Origin of the sequence: Achromobacter sp. JD417 (assembly GCF_041879325.1) — a bacterium.
Classification (GTDB): domain Bacteria; phylum Pseudomonadota; class Gammaproteobacteria; order Burkholderiales; family Burkholderiaceae_B; genus Achromobacter; species Achromobacter mucicolens.
The window spans coordinates 6,097,204-6,122,187 of the sequence record NZ_CP087159.1 but is presented as its reverse complement, the minus strand read 5'-3'; the positions used below and the strand labels follow the sequence as shown (position 1 = coordinate 6,122,187).

Below are 24,984 nucleotides of genomic sequence, written 5' to 3'. Positions count from 1 at the left end.
TCAAATGGCTAAAGTACAAGGCAAGAACGCCGCGGAAAAAGAGAACGATGACGGCCTCCGCGAAAAGATGATCGCGGTCAACCGCGTGAGCAAAGTGGTCAAGGGTGGTCGCACCATGAGCTTTGCCGCGCTGACCGTGGTTGGCGATGGCGATGGCCGCATCGGCATGGGTAAGGGCAAGGCGCGTGAAGTGCCGGTGTCCGTTCAGAAGGCCATGGAACAAGCCCGTCGCGGCATGTTCAAGGTCGCTCTGAAGAACGGCACGCTGCACCACACCGTGGTTGGCAAGCATGGCGCCGCTACCGTGCTGATTTCGCCCGCTGCTGAAGGTACTGGCGTTATCGCCGGCGGCCCGATGCGCGCTATTTTCGAAGTGATGGGTGTGCGTAACGTGGTTGCCAAGAGCCTGGGCTCGAGCAACCCCTACAACATGGTTCGCGCCACGTTGAACGGCCTGCGCGCCTCCCTGACCCCGGCCGATGTTGCTGCCAAGCGCGGCAAGACGGTCGAAGAAATCCTGGGGTAAATCATGGCTCAGAAGCAGATCAAAGTGACCCTCGTGCGCTCGGTGATCGGTACCAAGCAATCGCACCGTGATACGGTTCGCGGTTTGGGCTTGGGTCGCATCAACAGCAGCCGCGTGCTGGTCGATACGCCCGAGGTGCGTGGGATGATCCGTAAGGTGGATTATCTCGTTTCCGTCTCGGAAGCCTAAGGAATCACCATGTCGGATATGCAACTTAATACGCTGAAGCCCGCCGAGGGCAGCAAGCACGCCAAGCGCCGTGTCGGCCGTGGCATCGGTTCGGGTCTGGGTAAGACCGCCGGCCGTGGTCACAAGGGTCAGAAGTCGCGCTCGGGCGGTTTCCACAAGGTTGGCTTCGAAGGCGGTCAAATGCCGCTGCAACGTCGCCTGCCCAAGCGTGGTTTCACCCCGCTGGGTCAACACCTGTATGCACAAGTTCTCTTGTCGGACCTCGAAGCCCTGCCCATCGACGAAATCGATGTGCAAGCGCTGAAGGCGGCCGGCGTGATTGGCCAGGCGGTTCGTTACGCCAAGGTCATCAAGTCTGGTGAACTCTCGCGCAAGGTCGTGCTCAAGGGCATTACCGCGACGGCCGGCGCTCGCGCCGCCATCGAAGCCGCGGGCGGCTCGCTTGCTTGATCAGAGGTGACGAGTGGCTAACGCGCAGGCATTGGGCAAATCCGGAGCACGATACGGCGATTTGAAGCGCCGTCTGGTGTTCCTGGTGCTCGCCCTGGTGGTTTACCGTTTGGGTACACACATCCCGGTTCCGGGTATCAACCCGGACGCGCTGGCGGACTTGTTCCGTCAGAACCAGGGCGGGATCCTGGGCCTGTTCAACATGTTCTCGGGCGGGGCGCTCTCGCGTTTCTCGATTTTTGCCCTGGGGATCATGCCGTACATTTCGGCATCCATCATCATGCAGTTGATGTCGGTGGTGGTGCCGTCGCTGGAAGCGCTCAAGAAAGAGGGCGAATCCGGTCGTCGGAAGATTACCCAATACACCCGCTACGGCACGGTCGTGCTGGCGCTGGTGCAAGCAGTGGGCATTTCGGTGGCGTTGGAGTCCCAACAGGGACTGGTGATCGATCCGGGCATGCTGTTCCGCTTCACGACCGTCGTGACCTTGGTCACCGGCACCATGTTCGTCATGTGGCTGGGTGAGCAAATCACGGAGCGCGGTCTGGGCAACGGGATCTCCATCCTGATCTTCGCAGGTATCGTTGCGGGTCTGCCCGCGGCGCTGGCTGCACTGCTGGACCTGGTCCGCACCAACGCGATGTCTGTGCTTTCGGCGCTGTTCATCGTGGCTCTGGTGGTGCTGGTTACCGCTTTTGTGGTGTTCGTGGAACGCGGACAGCGCAAGATCACGGTGAACTACGCCAAGCGTCAGGTCGGCAACAAGGTCTACGGTGGTCAGAGCTCGCATCTGCCGCTGAAGCTGAACATGGCAGGGGTGATTCCGCCGATCTTCGCGTCGTCGATCATTCTGTTCCCGGCCACGATCACGAGCTGGTTCTCCAGCAGCGAGAACATGCGCTGGCTTAGCGACCTGGCTGCGGCCCTGTCGCCTCGTCAACCGCTCTACATCACGCTGTACTCGGTCGCGATTATTTTCTTCTGCTTTTTCTACACGGCTCTGGTTTTCAACAGCCGCGAAACGGCGGACAACCTGAAGAAGAGTGGTGCGTTTGTTCCGGGCATCCGTCCGGGCGAGCAAACGGCGCGCTACATCGACAAGATCCTGATGCGTTTGACGCTCGCAGGTGCCATCTACATCACGTTGGTGTGCCTGTTGCCGGAATTCTTGGTGATGCGCTGGAACGTTCCTTTCTACTTCGGTGGTACGTCTCTGTTGATCATTGTGGTGGTGACGATGGATTTCATGGCGCAGGTTCAGGCCTACATGATGTCTCACCAGTACGACTCGTTGCTCAAGAAGGCCAACTTCAAGGGCGCGGGTTTGCCGATGCGGTAAGCAAAAGAATGTCCAAGGACGACGTCATTCAGATGCAAGGTGAGGTTCTTGAGAACCTCCCGAACGCGACATTTCGCGTCAAGCTCGAAAACGGCCACGTGGTGTTGGGCCATATTTCCGGCAAGATGCGTATGCATTACATCCGGATCCTGCCGGGTGACAAGGTCACAGTGGAGCTCACGCCCTATGATCTGACGCGAGCCAGGATTGTTTTCCGCTCCAAGTGAGCGAAACCGGATTACGGAAAATTAGGAGTCAACCATGAAAGTAATGGCATCGGTTAAGCGGATCTGCCGCAACTGCAAAGTTATCAAACGTCACGGCGTGGTGCGCGTTATCTGCACCGACCCGCGTCACAAGCAGCGTCAAGGCTAACTCGGGTTAGCGACTACGCAACGGATTTATTCAAGGAACAGTCATGGCCCGTATTGCTGGCATTAACATTCCGCCGCAACAGCACGCCGAGATCGGCCTGACCGCCATTTTTGGCATCGGTCGTACGCGCGCTCGCAAGATTTGCGAAGCGGCAAACGTACCCTTTGACAAAAAGGTCAAGGATCTGAGCGACGCTGAATTGGAACGCGTCCGCGAACATGTTGGTTTGTTCACGGTTGAAGGCGACCTGCGTCGTGAAGTACAGCTCTCGATCAAGCGTTTGATCGACCTGGGAACCTACCGCGGTATGCGTCACAAGCGCGGTTTGCCCGTGCGCGGCCAGCGCACTCGCACCAACGCCCGGACCCGCAAGGGCCCGCGTCGTGCTGCTGCGTCCCTGAAGAAATAATCGAGGAACAGGATTATGGCGAAAGCTTCCACCAGCGGCGCTTCGCGCGTGCGCAAAAAGGTCAAGAAGAACGTCTCGGACGGCATCGCGCACGTTCACGCTTCGTTCAACAACACCATCATCACCATCACCGACCGTCAGGGCAACGCGCTGTCGTGGGCCACGTCGGGCGGTGCTGGCTTCAAGGGTTCGCGTAAGTCGACCCCGTTTGCCGCGCAGGTTGCCGCTGAAACGGCCGGCCGCGTTGCGCTCGAGTACGGCATCAAGACGCTGGAAGTCCGCATCAAGGGCCCCGGTCCTGGCCGCGAGTCGTCGGTTCGCGCACTGAACGCGCTGGGCATCAAGATCTCGTCCATCGCCGACATCACGCCCGTTCCGCACAACGGCTGCCGTCCGCCGAAGCGTCGTCGTATCTAAAGGGAATCCACATGGCACGTTATATTGGACCCAAATGCAAGCTCTCGCGCCGCGAGGGTACTGACCTGTTCCTGAAGAGCGCCCGCCGCTCGCTGGATTCCAAGTGCAAGCTGGATTCCAAGCCTGGCCAACACGGCCGCACTTCGGGTGCCCGCACTTCCGACTACGGCCTGCAGCTGCGCGAAAAGCAAAAGCTCAAGCGCATGTACGGCGTGCTGGAAAAGCAATTCCGCAAGTACTTCGCTGAAGCCGAGCGTCGCCGTGGCAACACCGGCGAAACGCTGATCCAGCTGCTGGAATCGCGCCTGGACAACGTCGTCTACCGCATGGGCTTCGGCTCGACGCGCGCCGAAGCTCGCCAGCTGGTGAGCCACCGCGCCATCGAGCTGAACGGCCACACGGCTGACATCGCTTCGATGCTGGTCAAGGCTGGCGACGTCATCTCGGTTCGCGAAAAGGCCAAGAAGCAAGGCCGTATCAAGGAATCGCTCGACCTGGCCACCAGCATCGGCATCCCCCAGTGGGTGGAAGTCGACGCGGCCAAGCTGACCGGCACGTTCAAGTCGGCCCCCGATCGCGCTGACGTCGCTCGCGACATCAACGAATCGATGGTCGTCGAACTGTACTCGCGTTAATCACGCTGCCGGCGCCTCCTTCGCAAGGTGCTGGCAAGCTGGTCCCGCGACCCGGTCGACCCGTTTGCACGTCCCGCAGCAGCCCGCTTTCGCCGTTTTGGTGGGGCGGGCTTTGCGGTAAGTATCGGGCGGCTTTTTCGCAGCCCGCGTTTCAAGCTTTACCGTCTCACCCTGTCCATCAGCCTTATCGGTGTAACGAGCCGAGGGTATTGAAAAGGAATTCAGTACATGTCCACTCAAGGTTTCCTGAAGCCGCGCTCCATTGAAGTCGAACCGGTCGGCACGCACCATGCCAAGATCGTGATGGAGCCGTTCGAGCGTGGCTACGGTCACACGCTGGGCAACGCCCTGCGCCGCATCCTCTTGTCTTCGATGACCGGCTACGCGCCGACCGAAGTCCAGATGACCGGTGTGGTGCACGAATACTCGACCATCCCGGGCGTTCGCGAAGATGTCGTCGACATCCTGCTGAACCTGAAGGGCGTGGTCTTCAAGCTGCACAACCGCGACGAAGTGACGCTGGTTCTGCGCAAGTCTGGCGCCGGCACCGTGCTGGCCAGCGACATCGAGCTGCCGCACGACGTCGAGATCATCAACCCCGGCCATGCCATCTGCAACCTGACGGAAGCGGGCAAGCTGGAAATGCAGATCAAGGTCGAGAAGGGCCGCGGCTATGTGCCGGGCAACGTGCGCGCGCTGTCGGAAGACCGCACGCACACCATCGGCCGCATCGTTCTGGACGCCTCGTTCAGCCCGGTTCGCCGCGTGAGCTACGCCGTCGAAAGCGCCCGCGTGGAACAGCGCACCGACCTGGACAAGCTGGTTCTGGACATCGAAACCAACGGCGTGATCTCGCCCGAGGAAGCGGTGCGCCAATCGGCCCGCATCCTGATGGACCAGATCTCGGTGTTCGCCGCCCTGGAAGGCGCTGGCGATTCGTACGAAGCCCCGGTCCGCGGCACGCCGCAGATCGATCCGGTGCTGCTGCGCCCGGTCGACGACCTGGAGCTGACGGTGCGTTCGGCCAACTGCCTGAAGGCCGAAAACATCTACTACATCGGCGACCTGATCCAGCGTACCGAAAACGAGCTGCTCAAGACGCCGAACCTGGGTCGCAAGTCGCTCAACGAGATCAAGGAAGTGCTGGCTGCACGTGGCCTGACCCTCGGCATGAAGCTCGAGAACTGGCCGCCCCTGGGCCTGGAGCGTCCCTAAGTCTTGAAAGGGTGCCGCCCCTGCGAAGGGGCGTCTCCCGCAGCGCCCGGCCTTAGTTGCCGGGCGATTTGCGAAATCGTCGTAAAATGCCCCGTTTTCTACCGGACCGCAGCCTGATTGCAGGCTGATAGAAGAGCCGGCAACCCGATGGCGGAAACGCCGTCTTTAGATTCAAAGGAAACTTATCATGCGTCACGGTAATGGCTTGCGTAAGCTCAACCGCACCAGCAGTCACCGTCTTGCCATGTTCCGCAACATGGCTGTTTCGCTGATCACTCACGAAGCAATCAAGACCACGCTGCCGAAGGCGAAAGAATTGCGCCGCGTCATCGAACCCCTGATCACGCTGGGCAAGGAGCCCACCCTCGCGAACAAGCGTCTGGCCTTTGCCCGTCTGCGCGATCGCGATGCGGTTGTGAAGCTGTTTGCCGAAATCGGCCCGCGCTACGCGGCCCGTAACGGCGGCTACACCCGCGTGCTGAAGATGGGCTTCCGTCAAGGCGACAACGCTCCCATGGCTTTCATGGAACTGGTTGACCGTCCGGAAGTCGATGAAGCCGCTGAGGACAGCGCCGAGTAATTTCGGCAGCTAGATAAGCGATAAGGGCGGGTCTTCGGACCCGCCCTTGTTTTTTTCGCCTACATTCGCCGCCTTCGCTTACTGCGCGCATTTGCCGCGGTCATTCTCCACGTTCGGGGCCGCCGCGCAGTTGCCCGCGCAATTGCGCCGCCGTGGCCGCCAGCGCTTCCGGCGGCGACTGAGGCGGCATCTTGAAAGTCAGATCCTGCTGCTCGATGTACTGCGTCGATGTCACGTCCTGCGGGTGGTGCATCGGGATGACGTGCGCATGCGCGTGCGCAACGTGGATCCCCGTGAAGGCAAAACCCACGCGCTCAACGCCGTACAGGCGCTTCATCTGGCGCCCAAGCCGCTGACCCAGGTTGACGATGCTGGCCGCCAGGTCGGCCGGCATGTCCTCGTAGTAGGGATAGTGCTGCTTGGGGATGATGAGCGTGTGTCCGGCGCGCACGGGGTGGATATCCAGGAAGGCCAGGAGGCGGTCGTCTTCGTGGACGACGTGCGCGGGGATTTCGTGACGGGCGATGCGGCAGAACAGGCAGTTGTCGGACATGCTTGCCTCGGCGTGAAAAGGGATGGCGCGGCGGCCGCGCGACCGGCAGCGCCGGGGAGTTGGCCGCAATATCGATAAAATACCCCGAGTTACATCCCACGCGGGTATCCCAAGGAGGTTCCATGTTGCGCGATGACGACGTCGTGCTGGTCATCAGCAATGCGCCGGATCTGCTTCTGGCCAAGCGTATCGCGCACGTGCTCGTCGAGGACGGGCTGGCGGCCTGCGTGAACCTTGGCGCGCCGGGGTTGTCCATCTACCTGTGGAACGGAGAGGTCGAAGGGACGGAGGAAATTCCCATCCACATCAAGACGACCTACGCGCGGCATGCCGCCGTCGTGCAGGCCCTGTCGCAGATGCACCCCTACGACGTTCCCGAGATCATCGTGCTGCCAGTCATCGGCGGCGCGGCGCCATACCTGGACTGGGTGCGCGAGCAGACGGCCATTACGCAGAACAAGAGAAACTGATGTTGCAACTTGCCGGTACGGTTGGCGCGCGCGGGCGCGCCCTCAGCGTGACCCCTTCGATCCTGAGGCACTGCCTGGCATTGCTGGCAGTGATGCTTCTGCTGCTGGGATGGCAGACCGCCGCGCGGGCGCAAGCCGAATTCCTCGAACCGGAAAAGGCCTTTGTGTTCAGCGCGCAGATGGCGTCGCTGGATACGCTCGAATTGCACTATCGCGTGGCGCCCGGCTATTACATGTACCGCGAGCGCTTCGGGATTGCGATCACCCCGGCCGACGCCACCACGCTCGGGCAAGCCGTTTATCCCAAGGGCGAAGTCAAATACGACCCGACCTTCGAAAAAGACATGGAGGTCTTTCACAAGGACGTGACGATCCGCGTCCCCGTTGGCGCGGGAGGACAGCCCTTCACGCTGACGTTGACGGGCCAAGGCTGCGCGGATGCCGGGCTGTGCTATCCGCCGATGGACAGCACCGTCAAACTCACGCCCGTGGCCGGCGGTTATGCGGTGGCGGGCACGGGAATTGGCGGGGCCGCGTCTGCGGCGCCAGCAACTTCCGGCGGATTGTCCGCGTTGGTGAACGCGGGCGACACGGGCCTGGCCGATGCCTTGGGCGGTCTGGGCTGGATCAAGACGGCGGGCGTCTTTTTGGTGCTGGGCCTGCTGCTGGCTTTCACGCCATGTGTGCTGCCCATGATTCCCATCCTGTCGTCGATCGTGCTGGGCGGGGCGCAGCACCACCGGCCGAGCCGCAGTCGCGGTCTGGCGCTGGCCGCGACGTACGTGCTGGGCATGTCGGTCGTGTACACCGCGCTGGGCGTGGCGGCCGGGCTGAGCGGCGCGGGGCTCGCAGCCTGGCTGCAGACGCCTTGGATCCTGTCGCTTTTCGCCATCCTGCTGGCCGTGCTGGCGCTGGCCATGTTCGACGTGTTCACGTTCCAGATGCCTTCCGGCATCCAGGCCATGCTGTCGGACCGGTCCTCGCGCATGCCGGGCGGGCGATATACCGGGGCGCTGGTGATGGGCGCGCTGTCGGCCCTGATCGTCGGGCCCTGCGTTGCAGCTCCGCTCGCTGGCGCCTTGCTGTACATCTCGCAGACAGGCGACGTGGTCTTGGGCGGATCGGCGCTCTTTGCAATGGCGTGGGGCATGGGCGTGCCGCTGCTGATCGTCGGCGCGTCGTCTTCGGCATTGCTGCCCAAGGCCGGTCCCTGGATGGACGGCGTCAAGCGGCTGTTCGGCATGCTGTTGCTGGCGACGGCGTGGTGGATGCTCATCCCCGTCGTGCCGACGTGGGTGCAGATGACGGGCTGGGCATTCCTGGCCGTCGTGTCGGCCGTGATGCTGCGCGCCTTTGATGCCCTGCCGCCGGGCGCAGGCGCCGGTCGCATGTTTGGCAAGGGACTGGGCCTGCTGCTCGCCCTGGCGGCCGCGGCGTGGCTGGTGGGGGCCGCCAGCGGGGGCCGCGACGTTCTGCAGCCGCTCTCGCACCTGGCCGCGCGCGGTGAAGCGCCGGCAGCTGGCGGGGCCGCGGCGGGCGAGGTCCAGTTCACCCGGGTTCGCAGCAACGCCGAACTGGACGCGGTGCTGGCGCAGAGCACCCGGCCGGTGATGCTGGACTTCTATGCGGACTGGTGCGTGTCGTGCCGCGAGATGGAGCGATTCACCTTTACCGATGCGGGGGTCGCGCAGCGCATGGCTGGAATGGTGCTGGTGCAGGCCGACGTGACGGCGAACAATGCCGACGACCGTGCGCTGCTCAAGCGATTCCGTCTGTTCGGTCCGCCGGGCATCATGTTCTTCGAGCCCGGCGGCAAGGAGATCGCGGAAGCTCGCGTCGTGGGATTCCAGGACGCCAAGCGCTTTACCGAGTCGCTGGACCGCGTCCTGGTCCGCTGAGGGCGCGGCGCACGGGGCCGGGCTGGGCGCGCCATCGTCTGATGCGCGCAACGCAGCCGGCCGCGCATTGAATCGAGGGAAGGGGCGATATACCATGATCGCTTCGCTGCCCGCGCGGCGCATCCATCTCCCTCCAGGCTCACGCCGTGACGTCCCCCACCGTTGATGCAAGTCAGGACCGGCATGGTCTGATCTATCTTCAATTGATGTTCGTCATGGCCACCTGGGGCCTGAACATCGTCTCCATCAAGTATCTGACGCAGCACATGGACATCCAGGCGCTGGCCGCCGTTCGGATCGTCATTGCGTTTGTCACCGTCACACTCATCATCAAGGCGCGCCGCGGCCGCATCCCGAAGCTGGGTGGCGCGCAGTTGGGCTGGGTGGCGCTGGCCGGGTTCCTGGTGGTGTACGCGCACCAGGTGGCACTGGTGTCGGGACTGCGCTTTTCATCGGCAGCCAACGGCACGCTGATCATGGCCACGAGCCCGTTGCTGTCCGCCTTCCTGGCCGCCATCTTCTACCGCGAAAAGCTCACGACCACCCGCATCGCCGGCGCGCTGCTGGGCCTGTTGGGTGTGGGCATGGTGGTGGTGGGCAGCGGCGCGCAACTCGGACTGACGGGCTGGGGCGACGCGGTGGTGTTCGTGGCCGTGCTCGTCTTTGTGTTTGGCGGCCTGGTGATTCAGCGGATGTCGCGGATGATGGATCCGCTGGGCATGCTTTGGTACATGTATCTGGCCGGCGGATTGATGCTGGTCGGGCATGCCGCGCTGACGCCGTCTTCGTACCAGGCGGGCACGTGGCAGATGGCATGGTGGCCCTGGGTCGTGCTGATGTTTTCGGCGGTGATCGCCTCGGGTGTCAGCAACATCGTCTGGAACGCGGGCATCGCGCGGCTGGGGATCAGCCGCGCCGCGCTGTTCGTGAATTGGTTGCCGATTTTCGGCCTGCTGTTCGCGGCCCTGTTCCTTGATGAGCACGTCACCCTGACCCATGTCGTCGGACTGGGTTGTGTGCTGGGCGGAACGTGGCTGGGCCTGCGCCGCGGCGCGCCGCCGGCACGCGCTGCCGCTGCAAAGGCCTGATTCGATGGGGGTTGCCGGTGCGCAGGCCGGCAAAGCAGGGGAAAGGGCGCAGACGGCAGTCCGCCGCGCCCGCCGGCTTTAGCGCTGGCTTTTCAGCAGCTTTGCTGCTTCGATGGCGAAGTACGTCAGGATGCCGTCGGCGCCGGCGCGCTTGAAGGCGAGCAGCGCCTCCATCATGACCTTGTCGTGGTCGAGCCAGCCATTGGCGGCGGCGGCCTTGATCATGGCGTATTCGCCGCTCACCTGATAGGCGAAGGTCGGTACGCGGAACGTATCCTTGACCCGGCGCAGCACGTCCAGGTACGGCATGCCCGGCTTGACCATGACCATGTCGGCGCCTTCCTGCAGATCGCCAGCCACTTCGCGCAGCGCCTCGTCGAGGTTGCCCGGATCCATCTGGTACGCCATCTTGTTGGACTTGCCCAGGTTGGTGGCCGAGCCCACGGCGTCGCGGAACGGACCGTAGAACGCGCTGGCGTACTTGGCCGAATAGGCCATGATGCGCGTGTGGATGTGACCGTTGGCTTCGAGCGCGCGGCGCACCGCGCCGATGCGGCCGTCCATCATGTCGCTGGGAGCGACCATGTCCACGCCGGCTTCGGCCTGCGTGAGCGCCTGCTTGACCAGGATTTCGACGGTGGGCTCGTTGACGACGTAGCCGTCCGCGTCGATGACGCCGTCCTGGCCGTGGCTGGTGTACGGGTCCAGCGCCACATCGCACAGCACGCCCAGTTCCGGGAAACGCGACTTCAGTTCGCGGACCACGCGCGGGATGAGGCCGTCGGGATTGGTGGCTTCGATGCCGTCCGGGGTCTTGAGCGCCGGGTCGATGGCGGGAAACAGCGACAACACCGGAATGCCCAGCGCCACGCATTCCTCGGCCACGGGCAGCAGGGTGTCCAGCGAATAGCGGACCACGCCGGGCAGGGACGCCACCGGCTGGCGCAGGCCGGAGCCTTCGGCCACGAAGACCGGGTAGATCAGGTCATTGACCGTCAGGGCGTTCTCGCGCACCAGACGGCGGGTGAAGTCGTCGCGACGCAGGCGGCGGGGGCGGGAAACCGGAAACTCAGGGGTGATGATCTGCGGGTTCATGGTACGACCTTCGGGGAAATCCAATTTTCGATGTGAGCGCCGGCCTCTTCGAGCCCGATGCGCTCGGGCGCCGAGAAGGGGACCGTATGCAGCGCGCCGATGTCGGCGAGGTCCTTGCGGACCGAGAAGACGGTGCGCATGCGCTGGCCGTACGGCAGCTTGTCGGCCTTGGTCAGCAGGGCCAGCACCGGGCGGCCGGTGGGCGCGATGAAGTTGGCCAGGCGCCGGTCCAGTTCGGTCACGCCGCGGCGGATGTCGATGAGCAGCACGATGCCGACCAGCGATTCACGGTCGCGCAGATAGCCGCCCAGGATGTCTGCCCACTTTTCCTTTTCGTTGCGGGCCACGGACGCATAGCCGTAGCCGGGCAGGTCGACCAGATAGCCGATGTGGGCTTCCGGGTCCAGCGGGTCGGGCAGGCTGAACATGTTGATCAGGCGCGTGCGGCCCGGCGTCTTGCTGGAGAACGCAAGGCGGCGCTGGTTGCACAGCACGTTGATGGCCGTGGATTTGCCGGCGTTGGAGCGGCCAACGAAGCAGACCTCGGGAGCGCCGGCGGGCGGCAACTGGTCGAGGCGAGCCGCGGAGGTGAGGAAGGAGGCGCGATGTAGGAGGGACACGGATGGCTTTCGATACGGTTGGTTTCGAGCCCTATTGTATAATCCGGCGTTTGCTACAGTGGTCCGCGTGTGCGGAGCCGTCTTTTTTGCTTACTGTTTAGCTGCCATCCAGACGTTTTGTAGCCCTTCTTGGGCCGATGGATGCAGCACCGCAGCAAGATCGCAAAGCAGGACAAGCAAAACAGGTTCGATACGGTTTACTGCAAGTGCGGGCAGGCGTGGGCGCCTTTTTGCGCCTTGATCGATGTGATCGTCGAGGTCTTCATGAAGCGTGTGCTGTCCCGGATGTTGGTTGCGAGCGGGCTGTTGCTCGGCGCCTCCGCCTTCTCTGCTACGAGTTTCGCCGCCAATGGCGCTGCGGGCCCGGCCAAACCAGACGCCGCCAAGGGCGGTCAGCTGTTTGACCAGGGCGACGCGTCCCGCGGCATCATTGCCTGTGCTTCCTGTCACGGCGCGGCGGGTAACAGCACCATTCCGGTGAACCCGAACCTTGCCGCGCAGCCGCACGAGTACCTGGCCAAGCAGCTTGCCGACTTCAAGGTGAAGGAAGGCGCCAAGACCCCCGTGCGCAATGGTCCCGACGGCAATCCCAGCCCCATGACCGCCATGGTGCAGAACCTGACGCCGGCAGACATGCAGAACATTGCTCTGTATCTCGCGCAGCAGCCCCTGAAGGAACCCGCCACCGCCGGCCATGAGAACTTGGTTGAGCTAGGTCAAAAGATCTGGCGTGGCGGTTTGCCTGACCGCAACGTCCCGGCTTGCGCGGCGTGCCATTCTGCCAATGGCGCGGGCATCCCTGGCCAGTACCCCCGTTTGTCGGGGCAGTTCCCCGTGTATATCGAAGAGCAGCTGAAGCTTTTCCGCAGCGGCGACCGCAAGAACGACGTCATGCACGCCATCGCGGACCGCATGTCGGATGCCGACATCAAGGCGGTGTCGGATTACGCGGCTGGCCTTCGGTAAGCAATTGGCCGCAACGTGCGCGGCCGGTCCGCGTTGATGCAACTTGCGCGCGCCGGAACCTCGTTCCGATTCGCACTGTCTATGAGGGGGGTAGCCGATAGCGCGGCCCCCCTTTTTTCATGAATTCGACCCGAACCCACTCCCGCCCCTCTCTGCGCAGCCTGCCAGGCGATCTCTTTGAACTTCTGGGTTCGATGCGTTTTGCCGTCAGCCTGCTGATGTTCATCTGCGTGGCCAGCCTGGTGGGTACGGTGCTGCAGCAGAACCGATCGTCCAACAATTACATCGACCAGTTCGGGCCGTTCTGGTTCGAGGTCTTTGACAAGTTCTCCATCTGGCACGTCTACAACAGCTGGTGGTTCCTGCTGATCATGGGCTTTCTGGTCGTATCGACCTCGGTGTGTCTGATCCGAAATGCCCCCAAGATGCTTCGCGACGCGCGATCGTTTCGCGAGCACGTGCGCGAAGGCAGCCTGCGCGCCTTTCCGCATCGCGTAGAGACCACCGAGCCCACCGGCGTGCCGCAGACGGTGACCGGCCTGAAGGCGCTGCTGGGCCGCATGGGTTACGCGGTGCGCGTGCGCGAGGTCCAGGATGGCGTTCTGCTGGCCGCCAAGAAGGGCAGCGCCAACCGGCTGGGCTATGTGTTTGCTCACGCCGCCATGGTCATCATCTGTATCGGCGGCCTGCTCGACAGCGAACTGCCGGTGCGCCTGCAGGTCATGTTCGGCGGCAAGCAGCCCATCGTCGAAAACATGCTGATTTCCGAGGTGCCTGAAAGCGGGCGCCTGTCGGTCAACAACCCGAGCTTTCGCGCAAGCGTCCTGGTGCCCGAGGGCGGACAGGCCAGCACGGCGGTCGTGATGGTGGGCGATGGCGCGCTGGTGCAGCCCATGCCTTTCACGCTCAAGCTCAAGAAGTTCATCGTCGACTACTACTCCACCGGCATGCCCAGCCGCTTTGCCAGCGAAGTCGAGGTCACGGATCCGGACACGGGCAAGACCTTCGATTCGACCATCGAAGTGAACGAGCCGCTGCGCTTCAAGGGCATGACGGTGTATCAGTCGAGCTTTGACGACGGCGGCAGCACAGTCGTGCTCAAGGGGTACCCGCTGGTGGGCGTCAACGACGCGACGTTCTCGGTCGACGGTACGGTGGGCAAGACCAGCGAGCTGACGGCGCAAACGGCCAAGGGCCCGCGAAGCATGGGCATCGAGGTCACGGCCATGCGTCCGATCAACGTCGAAGACCTGACCCGCGGCGACCCCAAGGGCGCCGACCAGAGCTTTGCCGAACACGTGGCCTCGGTCGCGGGCAGCGCGGCCGGCAAGAAGAACGAAAATCTGCGCAACGTGGGGCCCAGCGTCGAATACAAGCTGATCGACGATGCGGGTCAGGCGCATGAGTTCCAGAACTACATGCTGCCCGTCGAACTGGACGGCGCGGCCGTCTTTCTGGCCGGCGTGCGCAACAACGCCGGCGAGCCCTTCCGCTATCTGCGCATCCCGGCCGACGACGACAGCTCCATCGCCGAATTCATGCGTCTGCGCGCCACGCTGGCCGATCCGGCCGCGCGCAAGGAAGCCGCCCGCCGGTTCGCCGAGCGCAACAGCCCATCGGGCACCGATCGCCAGCCGCTGGAAACCGCGGCCGAACGTGCGCTGGACACCTTTGCCGCCGGCGGCCTGCAGGCCGTCGCGGCGTTCCTGCAAGCCAATACCCCCGCCGCCGATCTGGAGCGCGCCGCCGATGTCGTGATTCGCCTGATCGGCGCCAGCATGAACGAATTGCGCGCCATCGCGCGCGAACGCGCCGGTCAGCAGCCGGTGGCCGTCGATGGCCCGGAAGGCGAGCGCGCGGCAGTATGGTCGCGCCTGGCCGTGGCCGCGCTGTCCGACCTGACCGTCTATCCCGCACCCGTGTTCCTGTCGCTGGCCGACTTCAATCACGTGCAGGCCAGCGTCTTCCAGGTCAGCCGCACGCCGGGCAAGAACACCGTCTATCTGGGCAGCCTGTTGCTGGTCCTGGGCGTGTTTTCGATGTTCTATATTCGCGACCGCCGCGTCTGGATCTGGGTCAAACCGCAAGACGGCGGCAGCAGCGTCCTGGCGGCCATGACGTCACAGAAGCGTACACTTGACTTCAATCAAGAGTTCGAACGCTTCAAGCAGGCGCTGCTGCGCCAGAAAAAAGGGTCTTAAGGTTATTTATGTCCACCACGACCACCACGCCACCCCCGTCGCCTGAATCGCTTTGGCAGGACGCCTTGTCCGAAACCGGCGACAGCCGCGCGCAACGCGGAAAGCCCGACTGGACTGACATCGTCTTTTTCCTGCTGCTGGCGGTGGGGGCAGGTTTCGCGCTGACCCGCTACGGGCACGCGATGGACTATTACGAGAAGATCATCCTGTGCGGCACGGTGCCGGCGGTGGCCTGGCTGGGCTGGCTGTGGCGTCCGCTGCGCCGTTTGATGATCGCCTGTGCGATCTCCGCGGGCTTCGCGCTGATGCTGTACGGCAACGATCTGGCTCGCGCCGAGCAGGTGTTCTTCCTGAAGTACCTGTTTTCCTCGCAGTCCGCGATCCTGTGGATGAGCGCGCTGTTTGCGCTGTCGATGGTGTGCTACTGGATTGGCCTGTTCAGCCCGACCGCAGCCTGGCTGGGCACGGCACTGAGCTGGGGCGCGGTGTTCGCGGGCGTCACGGGCCTGCTCGTGCGCTGGCGCGAGGGCCATCTGATGGGGCCGGACCTGGGCCATATCCCGGTCAGCAACCTGTACGAAGTCTTCGTCCTGTTTTCGCTCATCACCGCGCTCTTCTACCTGTACTACGAACGTAAGTACGCCACGCGCGCGCTCGGCGGCTTCGTGATGCTGGTGGTGACCTCGGCCGTCGTGTTCCTGCTCTGGTATTCGTTCACGCGCGACGCCGGACAGATCCAGCCGCTGGTGCCTGCGCTCAAGAGCTGGTGGATGAAACTGCACGTGCCGGCCAACTTCATCGGCTACGGCACGTTCTCGCTGGCGGCGATGGTGGGCTTCGCATATCTGGTCAAGCAGCATGGCCACACGACCTCGTGGGCCAAGCTTGCGCCGCTGTTCATCCTGGGCGTGTTGCTGTGCGCCGAGCCCATGGTGTTTCGCACCGATGGCCTTTCCGCGACCTGGATGCTGTACTTCGGCGTGGGGGCCGTGATCGTGGGCGCCATCCTGCTGGGCCGCCGCCGTATTGCGGACGCGCTGCCTTCGCTGGAGGTGCTGGATGACATCATGTATCGCGCCATCGCGATCGGATTTGCCTTCTTTACCGTCGCCACCATCCTGGGGGCGCTGTGGGCGGCCGATGCGTGGGGCGCGTATTGGCAGTGGGACCCCAAGGAAACCTGGGCGCTGATCGTCTGGCTGAACTACGCGGCATGGCTGCACATGCGCCTCATCAAGGGCCTGCGCGGCGCCATGGCGGCCTACTGGGCGCTGTTGGGCCTGCTGATCACGGGCTTTGCCTTCCTGGGTGTGAATATGTTCCTGTCGGGCCTGCACTCGTACGGCCAGCTCTAAGCCCGCGCCAGCGCGGTGTACAAAAAAGGCCCCTGCATGCAGGGGCCTTTGTGTTTTGCAGCGGGCCGATTCAGGGAAGCAGCGATTCGCCGCGGAGCTGATCGGCCAGCGTTTCGCGCTGGCGCACGACATAGTATTTGTCACCGTCGACCATGACCTCGGCCGGGCGGCCGCGCGAGTTGTAGTTGCTGGCCATGGTCATGCCGTAGGCGCCGGCCGATTCCACCGCCAGCACGTCGCCTTGGCGGATGGCCAGCAGGCGCTGTTTTGCCAGCCAGTCGGCGCTTTCGCAGACGGGGCCGACGATGTCGTATTCGGCGGTGTCGCCGGCGCGCGGGTGCAGCGGCTGCACGCCGTGAAAGGCCTCGTAGAGCGCCGGGCGCAGCAGGTCGTTCATGGCCGCGTCGACGATGGCGAAATTGCGGGCTTCGGCGTGCTTGATGTATTGGACGGTGGTGAGCAGCATGCCGGCATTGCCGACGAGCGAGCGTCCCGGTTCCAGGACCAGATGCAGATGCCCCTGGCCGCGCGCGTTCAGCCGCTCGAAGACGCGGTCCAGCAGGGCGCGTGGCGATGGGGGCGTTTCGTCCTGGTAGCGGATGCCCAGTCCGCCGCCCAGGTCCAGGTGTTCGATGCGGATGCCCGCCTGTTCCAGGCTTTCGATCAGGTCCAGCAGCTTTTCCAGCGCGTCGAAGTAGGGACTGATATCGGTCAGCTGCGAGCCGATATGGCAGTCCACGCCGACGATACGCAGGCCGGGCAGCGACTGCGCGGTGCGGTAGGCAGCCAGCGCCTGCCCGATGGCGATGCCGAACTTGTTTTCTTTCAGGCCGGTCGAGATATAAGGGTGTGTGCGGGCGTCCACGTCCGGATTCACGCGTAGCGACACCGGGGCGCGCAGGCCCATGTTTGCCGCGACGTCCGACAGGCGATGCAGTTCGTCCACCGATTCGACGTTGAAGCACTTCACGCCGGCGAGGAGGGCGTCGCGCATTTCCCAGGCCTGCTTGCCCACGCCTGAGAACACGATTCGCGATGCGTCCGCGCCCGCGGCGAGCGCGCGATGCAGTTCACCGCCCGACACGATGTCAAAGCCGGCGCCCAACCGGGCGAATTCGCCCAGCACCGCCAGGTTGGAATTGGCCTTCATGCCGTAGCAGACTAATACCGGACGCTGGCCGATGGCGCTGCAATAGGATTGCCACGCGGCTTTCAGCGCCGCGCGGGAGTAGACGTAAAGGGGCGTTCCCAACCGTTCGGCCAGATGGTCAAGCGGCACATCCTCGGCGTACAACGCATTATTGCGGTACTGGAAGTAGGGATGGCCGGCCAATTCTGGCGGGGTGGGGAACGGGGGCGTCATGGGAGGGACGGGGCCGGAGGGATTTGCGCAGGCGGCGGCGTTTGCTGCGTGCGGGCCGGCGCCTTGCCTTCAGGGGGCGGGGGCATGAAGAGCGGCCCCTTGTACCCGCAGGCCGCTACCATGCCGGTCGCCAGGAGCGTGGCTACAATGCGAAGAGCCATGCGGCTGTATGCCAATTGGAACACTGGGAACTCCGTAATTCTTGCAGGCTCGATTATGACCGAAACCGAATTTCTTGCGTTGATCGACCAGGTGCTGGACAGCATCGAAAGCCAGGCCGATGACTGGGCGGCTTCGCTCGACGTCGATGTGGAAACCAGCCGCAGCGGCAATGTGCTGACCATGGTTTTCGAGGACAACACCCACGTCGTGGTGAACAGCCAGGCTGCCATGCAGGAGCTGTGGGTCGCCGCGCGCAGCGGCGGCTTTCACTACCGCTACGATGGCCAGCACTGGAACGATACCCGGGGCGGACCGCAGTTGCCGGACGCCCTGTCCCAGATCTGCTCGGCTGCCGCCGGCGTCCCCGTGACGATCCGGCTGTAAAAAAAGGCCGGCCCGATGGGCCGGCCTTTCTGCATCAGAAGGGAATCTTCTGCGACCAGGGCGTGGCGGTCTGCGTGCCCACGCCCGGCGCGACCTTGATCCGGGTATCTTCGCCGGAGCCGCTGGTGAGGCCGTTCAGGAATTCACCCAGCGTGTCGGCTTCCGGCAGTCCCAGACGGGCCACTGCCTGTCCCGGCGGGAACTCGGAGAAGTAGAACTCGCCGTTTTCCACGAGCAGGCCGTCCGGACGCGGGCGCTGCTTTTCTTCCGGCACGCCCTTGAGCACGCTCTGCATGTAATCCACCCAGATTGGCATGGCCACGCCGCCGCCGGTTTCACGCGAACCCAGCGACTTGGGCTGGTCAAAGCCCAGCCAGGCGGTTGCGGCCAGCGTGGGCGTATAGCCCGAGAACCAGGCGTCCACGGATTCGTTGGTCGTGCCCGTCTTGCCGGCGATGTCGCCGCGCTTGAGCAATGCACGTGCACGCGCCGCGGTGCCGTACGTGGTGACGCCGCGCAGGATGTCGTCCATGACCCAGGCGGTGCGCGGGTCGATGGCGCGGGCTGCGGCGTCGCCAGCGACAACCGGCTTGGACTGCATGATGACCTTGCCGCTGCTGTCGGTGACGCGGTCGATCAGGTAGGGCGTGACGCGGTAGCCGCCATTGGCGAACACCGAGAAGGCGCCTGCCAGCTGCAGCGGCGTGACCGAGCCGGCGCCCAGCGCCAGCGGCAGCACGGCCGGCTGGCGCGCCTTGTCAAAGCCGAAACGGGTGAGATAGTCCTGCGCGTACTGCGGACCGATGGCCTGCAGGATGCGGATCGACACCATGTTCTTGGACTTGTACAGGCCCTGACGCAGCGTCAGCATGGGCTCGTACTGGTTGCCGTAGTTCTTGGGATTCCAGGCCTTGGAGCCCGTTTGCGCGGCGGTCAGCTCGAACGGCTGGTCCGAGATCTGCGTGCCCGGCGTCAAGCCGCGTTCCAGCGAGGCGGCGTAGATGAAGGGCTTGATGTTCGAGCCCGGCTGGCGCCATGCCTGCGTCACACGGTTGAAGTTGCCGCGGTAGAAATCAAAGCCGCCGACCATGGCGCGGATGGCGCCGTCCTGCGGCGACAACGCCACGAAGGCCGCCTGCACCGAAGGCATGTTGATGATTTCCCAGTTGTCGCCGAACTTGCGGATGTAGACCACGGAACCGCGCTTGATGCGCTGTTCAGGCTTGGCCTTGTCGTTCAGCGCGCGGGCCACCACGCCCAGCACCTTCTTGTCCGTGACGGTGATGATTTCACGCGAGCTGCGCGCCAGCTTCACTTCGGTGGGGCTGGCCGACAGCACCACTGCGGTCAGCAGGTCGCCGCTGTCGGAGAATTTGTCGAACACGCCATCCAGGAATTCGTCCAGCGCGGCGGGGTTGTTCTCGGTGCCCGGGGGCAGGTCGAGCTGTTCTTCCGGACCGGGATAGGGCGCGCGGCGCGTGTATTCCAGCACGCCTTCGCGCACGGCGCGGTAGGCGGCTTCCTGGTCCTTGGACTGCACGGTCGTGTAGATGTTGATGCCGCGCGAATAGACGTTGTCCTGGTACACGTTGTAGAGCAACTGGCGCGCCAGCTCGGCCACGTACTCGCCATGGATGGAATAGCCGCCAGCCGGCGTGCCTTCCGCGGACTTCATGACGATCGGCTGCGCCATCGCCTGCTTGTATTCCGGTTCGGTCAGGTAGCCCAGCGAATGCATGCGGCCCAGCACGTAGCGCTGGCGCAGTTCGGCGCGGGGGCGGTTGGCGATGGGATTGAAGCGCGAGGGCGCCTTCGGAATGCCGGCCAGCATGGCGGCTTCGGCCGGCGTGACTTCCGACAGCGGCTTGCCGAAGTACGTGCGCGAGGCGGCCGCAAAGCCGTAGGCGCGGTGGCCCAGGTAGATCTGGTTCATGTAGAGCTCGAGGATCTGGTCCTTGGTGAGCTCGGATTCAATCTTGAATGTCAGCAGCAGTTCGTAGAACTTGCGCGAATAGGTCTTTTCGGACGACAGGTAGAAGTTACGCGCGACCTGCATCGTGATCGTGCTGGCCCCCTGCGTCTTGGACATGCTGATCAGGTTGGTCAGGCCGGCGCGCACCACACCCATCCAGTCGATGCCGCCGTGCTGGTAGAAGCGGTCGTCCTCGGCCGCCAGCACCGCGGACTTCATGACGTCCGGGATTTCGTTAAAGCGCAGCACGTTGCGGCGTTCTTCGCCGAACTCGCCGATCAGGACGCGGTCTGCGGTGTACACGCGCAGCGGCACCCGCGGCCGGTAGTCCGTCATGGCGTTCAGGTCGGGCAGGTTGGGCCACGCGAGCGCCAGCGCCATGCCCGCGAGCAACACACCGCACAGGAACAGGCCGGCGAAAAGAATGCCGGTTTTTACGAAGAACCGCAGTATCGGGGAGCCGCTGCTGGCGGGCTTGTCTTTCTTGGAGGAATTCTGGGGCTTGCTCATCGCGGCGATTTTACGGGTATCTCCGGTCCCGCCTTATCGCGGGGGATCGGTTTCTGTAACAAAATAGGTCAGTGTGGTGCGCGGGCAACTGCGGCAAATGTGATAATGCCGGCATGAACTTTGCCGCTAACTCATGTCCGGAGGCAGCCCCGGACCCGGCGCGCGCCGACGCAGCGCCTGAAAGCCAGCCCTGCGCCGTCGAGTGCACGGGCAAGACCGTGTCGTTGCCGCACGACCTGCCGGTATTCTTGGTCGGAATGATGGGCGCGGGCAAGACAACCATAGGCCGTAGCCTGGCGCGTGCGCTGGGGCGCGACTTTATGGATCTGGATCATGAGCTCGAGGCGCGTTGCGGCGTACGGGTGCCGGTAATCTTCGAAATCGAGGGCGAAGCCGGTTTTCGTCGCCGAGAGTCCGCCGCCTTGGAAGAGTGTACCCAACGGCGCAACATAATTCTTGCCACCGGCGGCGGCGCCATTCTGGCCCCCGAAAACCGGCAGCTCTTGCGTCAGCGCGGGATTGTCGTCTATCTGAGGGCCAGCGTGGATGAATTGTTCCGCCGGACCTGCCGCGACCGCAACCGGCCCCTGTTGGCCACCGCCGATCCGCGCGGCACGCTGCGCGACCTGATGACCCGGCGCGAGCCGCTATACAAGGAAGTGGCCGACCTGGTGGTGGAAACGGGGTCAATGCCCATCCACACCCTGGTCAAGGCGCTGCTGCCGCAATTACAAGCTTTCGAGAAGCGCATATGAACGTTGTTGACGTCGACACCCCGGGTGGAAGCTATCCGATCCACATCGGCCCCGGCCGCCTGGATTCCCTGGATCAATGCATTCCCGCGGACGCGACCGCGATCGCCGTGGTCACCAACCCCACGGTGGCCGCCCTGTACGGCGAGCGCGCCGAAGCGGCGCTGGCGCGCACGGGCAAGCGCGTGCTGCGCATCGAACTGCCTGACGGCGAAGCCTACAAGGACTGGCAGTCTCTTAACCTGATCTTCGACGCGCTGCTCGGCAACCGCCTGGACCGCCGGTGCGTGCTGGTTGCGCTGGGCGGCGGCGTCATCGGCGACATGACCGGCTTTGCCGCGGCCGTGTACATGCGCGGCGTGCGCTTCCTGCAGGTGCCCACGACGCTGCTGGCGCAGGTGGACTCGTCGGTGGGCGGCAAGACCGCCGTGAACCACCCGCTGGGCAAAAACATGATCGGCGCGTTCTATCAGCCGATCGCGGTGGAAATCGACACCGATGTGCTGAACACCTTGCCCGCGCGCGAGGTCTCGGCCGGCCTGGCCGAAGTCATCAAGTACGGCCTCATCCTGGATCCGGCGTTCTGGAGCTGGTGCGAGGACAACGCGCAGAAGCTACGCGCGCTGGACGGCGACGCCGTGGCCTACGCGATCCGCCGCTCGTGCGAACTGAAGGCGCAGGTGGTGGGCAAGGACGAGCGGGAATCCGGGTTGCGCGCCATCCTGAACCTGGGCCACACATTTGGCCACGCCATCGAGTCGGGTCTGGGCTACGGCGCCTGGCTGCACGGCGAGGCAGTGGGTTGCGGCATGGTGCAGGCAGCCGAGCTCTCGGCCGATGTGGCGGGCTTCGATCGCGCCGACGTGGCGCGTGTGCGTGCGCTGGTGCAGGCCATCGGGTGCCCGGTCGTCGCGCCCGACCTGGGTGCGGACCGCTGGCTGGACCTGATGCAGGTGGACAAGAAAACGGAAGGGGGCTCGATCCGCTACGTGCTCATGCCGCGCATCGGCGAGGCCGTGATGCGGCCGGCGCCCGACGATGCGGTGCGCGCCGTGCTGGCCCGAACCACCCAGTAAACGCAGTGAGGGACGGTGTTGCAGATGAATGAACTGGCTTCCTATGCTTCTCACCCGTCCCGATCGCGCGGCCGGACCCACGCCGAGCCGCCGCCGGAAAACCGCACGGAGTTCCAGCGCGACCGCGATCGCATCGTGCATTCCAGCGCCTTCCGGCGGCTGGAATACAAGACGCAGGTCTTCGTCAACCATGAAGGCGACCTGTTTCGCACACGCCTGACGCATAGTCTGGAAGTGGCCCAGATCGCGCGCACGCTGGCGCGCAGCATGGGGCTGTCCGAAGACCTGACCGAAGCCATCTCGCTGGCGCATGACCTGGGCCACACGCCGTTCGGCCACGCCGGGCAGGACGAGCTCAATGCCTGCATGCGCGAACTGGCGCCGCAGGCGGGCGGCTTCGAACACAACCTGCAAAGCCTGCGCGTGGTGGACGAGCTTGAAGAGCGCTATGCGGATTTCAACGGCCTGAACCTGTGCTTTGAAACGCGGGAAGGCATCCTGAAGCATTGCTCGGCCGCGCACGCGCGTCAGTTGGGCGACGTGGGCGAACGCTTTTTGAACCGCACCCAGCCGTCGCTGGAGGCGCAACTGGCCAACCTGGCCGATGAAATCGCCTACAACAACCACGACATCGATGACGGCCTGCGTTCTGGCCTTATTACGCTGGAGCAGTTGAAGGACGTGTCCATCTTCGAGCGCCATCATGCCCAGGTGCTGGATCGTTACCCGGGCCTGGCGCAGCGCCGTGCAGTCGCTGAAACCATCCGCCGCATGATCAACACGCTGATCGTGGACCTGACCCGGACCTCGATGGCTCGCATTCGAGACGCGGCGCCCGCCTGCGCCGATGATGTGCGCCGCGCGCCGCCGCTGGCAGGTTTTTCAGACGACATCCGCCGCGAAGCGGATGCGTTGAAGAAGTTCCTGTTCGACAACCTGTACCGCCACTACCAGGTGCTGCGCATGACGGCCAAGGCGCGCCGCATCGTGCGTGAACTGTTTGCGGCCTTTCTGGATGACCCGCGCCTGTTGCCCCCCGATTATCGGCGGCCCGACTTCAACGAGCAGGCCCGCGCGATTTCGGATTACATCGCCGGCATGACCGACCGCTACGCCATCCGCGAACACAAGCGGCTGTTTGAGATGGCATAGGGCGGGTAAAGCGCGCGGGCGCGCGTCAGCGCGCCAGATAGCGCTGGGTCAGCAACACCCAGTACGCCGCTCCCACGGGCAGGCTGTGGTCGTTGAAATCGTAGCCGGGATTGTGGACCATGCAGGCGCCGTGTCCGCTGTTGAAGCCCTGCGCCGAGCCGTCGCCGTTGCCGACCAGCAGGTAGGAGCCGGGCACGTCCTCCAGCATGAAGGCAAAGTCTTCGCTGCCGGTCAGCGGCCTGGTCTGGAGATCCACATTGTCGGCGCCGACGAGTTCCACCGCCACCTGCCGCGCGAAATCGGTCTCCGCCTGGGTGTTCACCAGCACTGGATAGCCGCGGCCGTAGTCGATCGTGGCCTGCACCTGGTAGCTGGCTGCCTGGTTGTGGACAAGCTCGGTGATGCGCGCCTGCAGCGTGTCGCGCACCGTTCGGTCCAGCGCGCGCACGCTGAGCTTGAGTGTCGCGGTCTGCGGGATGACGTTGTTGGCGCGGCCAGCGTTGAACGCGCCGACGGTGATCACCGCCATGTGCAAGGGATCGATGTTGCGTGCGACGATGCTCTGCAGCCCCATCACGATCGCGGCGCCTGCGACGACAGGGTCGGCGGCGCGATGCGGCACCGCGCCGTGTCCACCCACGCCTTCCAGCACGATGGTCACGTTGTCGGACGACGCCATGGTGGGGCCGTCGCGCAGCAGCAGACGACCTTGCGGGTGGCCCGGCATGTTGTGCATGGCGAAGATGGCATCGCAGGGGTACTTCGTGAACAGCCCTTCCTGCATCATGCGCTTGGCGCCGCCCAGGCCTTCTTCGGCAGGCTGGAAGATCAGGTTGAGCGTGCCATCGAACTCGCCGTGCCGGGCCAGGTGGTGCGCGGCCGCCAGTAGCATCGCCGTGTGACCGTCGTGGCCGCATGCGTGCATGACCCCCTCGTTGCAGCTGGCGTGCGGCAGGCCGGTGGCCTCCTGGATGGGCAACGCGTCCATGTCGGCACGCAACCCCAGGCGCTTGCCGCCATTGCCGCGGCGCAATTGCCCGACGACGCCGGTGCCGCCCAACCCGCGTTCCACCTCATAACCCCATTGCGCCAGGCGTTCGGCGACCAGGTCGCTGGTGCGCAATTCCTGGAAACCGAGTTCGGGGTGGCGATGGATATCGCGCCGGATGGCGACGAACTCGTCGGCCTGGGCGGTCAGTGTCTGCAGGATCGGATGCATGGCGGGTGGCTCC

The 24,984-nt window shown here is 64.2% G+C and carries 28 protein-coding genes; 21 read left to right on the top strand and 7 right to left on the bottom strand.

Annotated elements, in window-relative coordinates; translation table 11 throughout:
* The first annotated feature begins 4 nt into the window (after positions 1-4).
* The 11 genes from rpsE (at position 5) to rplQ (ending at position 6,135) form a co-directional block, all read left to right on the top strand.
* Positions 5-526, top strand: coding sequence for a 30S ribosomal protein S5 (rpsE, locus tag LN047_RS28175; RefSeq protein ID WP_008168987.1), 522 nt, complete (start codon positions 5-7; stop codon positions 524-526).
* 3 nt (positions 527-529) lie between these two features.
* Positions 530-715, top strand: coding sequence for a 50S ribosomal protein L30 (rpmD, locus tag LN047_RS28170; protein ID WP_006216520.1), 186 nt, complete (start codon positions 530-532; stop codon positions 713-715).
* Between the two features lie 9 nt (positions 716-724).
* Positions 725-1,165, top strand: a complete 441-nt coding sequence (rplO, locus tag LN047_RS28165) for a 50S ribosomal protein L15 (RefSeq protein WP_056327061.1) — start codon at positions 725-727, stop codon at positions 1,163-1,165.
* A gap of 13 nt (positions 1,166-1,178) precedes the next feature.
* The gene (secY, locus tag LN047_RS28160) at positions 1,179-2,504 is read left to right on the top strand and encodes a preprotein translocase subunit SecY (protein ID WP_056327063.1); all 1,326 of its coding nucleotides are present in this window, start codon (positions 1,179-1,181) and stop codon (positions 2,502-2,504) included.
* 8 nt (positions 2,505-2,512) lie between these two features.
* Positions 2,513-2,731, top strand: coding sequence for a translation initiation factor IF-1 (gene infA / locus LN047_RS28155; protein ID WP_003806927.1), 219 nt, complete (start codon positions 2,513-2,515; stop codon positions 2,729-2,731).
* 34 nt (positions 2,732-2,765) lie between these two features.
* On the top strand, positions 2,766-2,879 hold the full coding sequence (gene rpmJ, locus LN047_RS28150; protein WP_003806928.1) for a 50S ribosomal protein L36: 114 nt from the start codon (positions 2,766-2,768) through the stop codon (positions 2,877-2,879).
* Positions 2,880-2,922: 43 nt separating this feature from the next.
* Positions 2,923-3,288 carry a 30S ribosomal protein S13 gene (gene rpsM / locus LN047_RS28145; protein ID WP_008168996.1) on the top strand — a complete coding sequence of 122 codons (366 nt, stop codon included), beginning with the start codon at positions 2,923-2,925 and terminating at the stop codon, positions 3,286-3,288.
* A 15-nt stretch (positions 3,289-3,303) separates the two neighbouring features.
* Entirely contained in the window at positions 3,304-3,705 is a 402-nt protein-coding gene (gene rpsK, locus LN047_RS28140; protein ID WP_006216516.1) for a 30S ribosomal protein S11, read from the top strand.
* Between the two features lie 11 nt (positions 3,706-3,716).
* Entirely contained in the window at positions 3,717-4,340 is a 624-nt protein-coding gene (gene rpsD, locus LN047_RS28135) for a 30S ribosomal protein S4 (protein ID WP_056327065.1), read from the top strand.
* Between the two features lie 228 nt (positions 4,341-4,568).
* Entirely contained in the window at positions 4,569-5,555 is a 987-nt protein-coding gene (locus LN047_RS28130; RefSeq protein ID WP_008169002.1) for a DNA-directed RNA polymerase subunit alpha, read from the top strand.
* Between the two features lie 187 nt (positions 5,556-5,742).
* Positions 5,743-6,135 carry a 50S ribosomal protein L17 gene (rplQ, locus tag LN047_RS28125; RefSeq protein ID WP_006389635.1) on the top strand — a complete coding sequence of 131 codons (393 nt, stop codon included), beginning with the start codon at positions 5,743-5,745 and terminating at the stop codon, positions 6,133-6,135.
* 100 nt (positions 6,136-6,235) lie between these two features.
* Here the strand turns inward: rplQ and LN047_RS28120 are convergent, their stop codons facing one another.
* Entirely contained in the window at positions 6,236-6,688 is a 453-nt protein-coding gene (locus LN047_RS28120; protein WP_056327068.1) for an HIT family protein, read from the bottom strand.
* 122 nt (positions 6,689-6,810) lie between these two features.
* Here LN047_RS28120 and cutA point away from each other — a divergent pair, with 122 nt between their 5' ends.
* The 3 genes from cutA to LN047_RS28105 all read left to right on the top strand — a co-directional run bounded on the left by cutA (position 6,811) and on the right by LN047_RS28105 (position 10,144).
* Positions 6,811-7,158: a divalent-cation tolerance protein CutA gene (gene cutA, locus LN047_RS28115; RefSeq protein ID WP_056327070.1), complete on the top strand. Its 348-nt coding sequence runs from the start codon at positions 6,811-6,813 to the stop codon at positions 7,156-7,158.
* Entirely contained in the window at positions 7,158-9,056 is a 1,899-nt protein-coding gene (dsbD, locus tag LN047_RS28110) for a protein-disulfide reductase DsbD (protein ID WP_373980817.1), read from the top strand. The genes cutA and dsbD overlap by 1 nt, the downstream gene beginning before the upstream one ends.
* A 206-nt stretch (positions 9,057-9,262) precedes the next feature.
* Complete coding sequence (locus LN047_RS28105) at positions 9,263-10,144, top strand: DMT family transporter (RefSeq protein ID WP_180098174.1); 882 nt, start codon at positions 9,263-9,265, stop codon at positions 10,142-10,144.
* Positions 10,145-10,222: 78 nt separating this feature from the next.
* On the opposite strand, the gene hemB is transcribed toward LN047_RS28105, so the two are convergent.
* Positions 10,223-11,239 (bottom strand): porphobilinogen synthase, encoded by a 1,017-nt coding sequence (hemB, locus tag LN047_RS28100; RefSeq protein WP_056327072.1) that lies wholly within the window; start codon positions 11,237-11,239, stop codon positions 10,223-10,225.
* The gene (gene yihA / locus LN047_RS28095) at positions 11,236-11,859 is read right to left on the bottom strand and encodes a ribosome biogenesis GTP-binding protein YihA/YsxC (RefSeq protein WP_056327074.1); all 624 of its coding nucleotides are present in this window, start codon (positions 11,857-11,859) and stop codon (positions 11,236-11,238) included. Before yihA ends, hemB begins: the two co-directional genes overlap by 4 nt.
* Before the next feature lie 264 nt (positions 11,860-12,123).
* Between yihA and LN047_RS28090 the strand changes: the two genes are divergently transcribed.
* From LN047_RS28090 to ccsB, 3 genes are all read left to right on the top strand, one after another.
* Positions 12,124-12,825 carry a cytochrome c gene (locus LN047_RS28090; protein ID WP_108006863.1) on the top strand — a complete coding sequence of 234 codons (702 nt, stop codon included), beginning with the start codon at positions 12,124-12,126 and terminating at the stop codon, positions 12,823-12,825.
* A gap of 119 nt (positions 12,826-12,944) precedes the next feature.
* Positions 12,945-15,026 (top strand): cytochrome c biogenesis protein ResB, encoded by a 2,082-nt coding sequence (locus LN047_RS28085; protein WP_373980816.1) that lies wholly within the window; start codon positions 12,945-12,947, stop codon positions 15,024-15,026.
* An 8-nt stretch (positions 15,027-15,034) separates the two neighbouring features.
* The gene (gene ccsB / locus LN047_RS28080) at positions 15,035-16,381 is read left to right on the top strand and encodes a c-type cytochrome biogenesis protein CcsB (protein WP_056327078.1); all 1,347 of its coding nucleotides are present in this window, start codon (positions 15,035-15,037) and stop codon (positions 16,379-16,381) included.
* A gap of 70 nt (positions 16,382-16,451) precedes the next feature.
* On the opposite strand, the gene lysA is transcribed toward ccsB, so the two are convergent.
* Entirely contained in the window at positions 16,452-17,744 is a 1,293-nt protein-coding gene (gene lysA / locus LN047_RS28075; protein WP_056327080.1) for a diaminopimelate decarboxylase, read from the bottom strand.
* The gene (locus LN047_RS28070) at positions 17,741-17,866 is read right to left on the bottom strand and encodes a lipoprotein (RefSeq protein WP_230964903.1); all 126 of its coding nucleotides are present in this window, start codon (positions 17,864-17,866) and stop codon (positions 17,741-17,743) included. Before LN047_RS28070 ends, lysA begins: the two co-directional genes overlap by 4 nt.
* 94 nt (positions 17,867-17,960) lie before the next feature.
* Here LN047_RS28070 and cyaY point away from each other — a divergent pair, with 94 nt between their 5' ends.
* Positions 17,961-18,290: an iron donor protein CyaY gene (gene cyaY, locus LN047_RS28065; RefSeq protein WP_056327082.1), complete on the top strand. Its 330-nt coding sequence runs from the start codon at positions 17,961-17,963 to the stop codon at positions 18,288-18,290.
* 34 nt (positions 18,291-18,324) lie between these two features.
* Here cyaY and LN047_RS28060 read toward each other — a convergent pair whose 3' ends face one another.
* A complete protein-coding gene (locus LN047_RS28060; protein ID WP_056327085.1) occupies positions 18,325-20,772 on the bottom strand; it encodes a penicillin-binding protein 1A in 2,448 nt (815 codons plus the stop codon).
* 113 nt (positions 20,773-20,885) lie between these two features.
* On the opposite strand from LN047_RS28060, the gene LN047_RS28055 reads away from it, so the two are divergent.
* The 3 genes from LN047_RS28055 to LN047_RS28045 are packed head-to-tail and all read left to right on the top strand — an operon-like array spanning position 20,886 to position 23,752.
* Positions 20,886-21,527: a shikimate kinase gene (locus LN047_RS28055; protein WP_056327087.1), complete on the top strand. Its 642-nt coding sequence runs from the start codon at positions 20,886-20,888 to the stop codon at positions 21,525-21,527.
* Positions 21,524-22,600: a 3-dehydroquinate synthase gene (gene aroB, locus LN047_RS28050; RefSeq protein WP_152382996.1), complete on the top strand. Its 1,077-nt coding sequence runs from the start codon at positions 21,524-21,526 to the stop codon at positions 22,598-22,600. The genes LN047_RS28055 and aroB overlap by 4 nt, the downstream gene beginning before the upstream one ends.
* Positions 22,601-22,624: 24 nt before the next feature.
* Positions 22,625-23,752: a deoxyguanosinetriphosphate triphosphohydrolase gene (locus LN047_RS28045; RefSeq protein ID WP_373980815.1), complete on the top strand. Its 1,128-nt coding sequence runs from the start codon at positions 22,625-22,627 to the stop codon at positions 23,750-23,752.
* A 25-nt stretch (positions 23,753-23,777) separates the two neighbouring features.
* On the opposite strand, the gene LN047_RS28040 is transcribed toward LN047_RS28045, so the two are convergent.
* Entirely contained in the window at positions 23,778-24,971 is a 1,194-nt protein-coding gene (locus LN047_RS28040; protein ID WP_373980814.1) for a M20 aminoacylase family protein, read from the bottom strand.
* Positions 24,972-24,984: the final 13 nt, after the last annotated feature.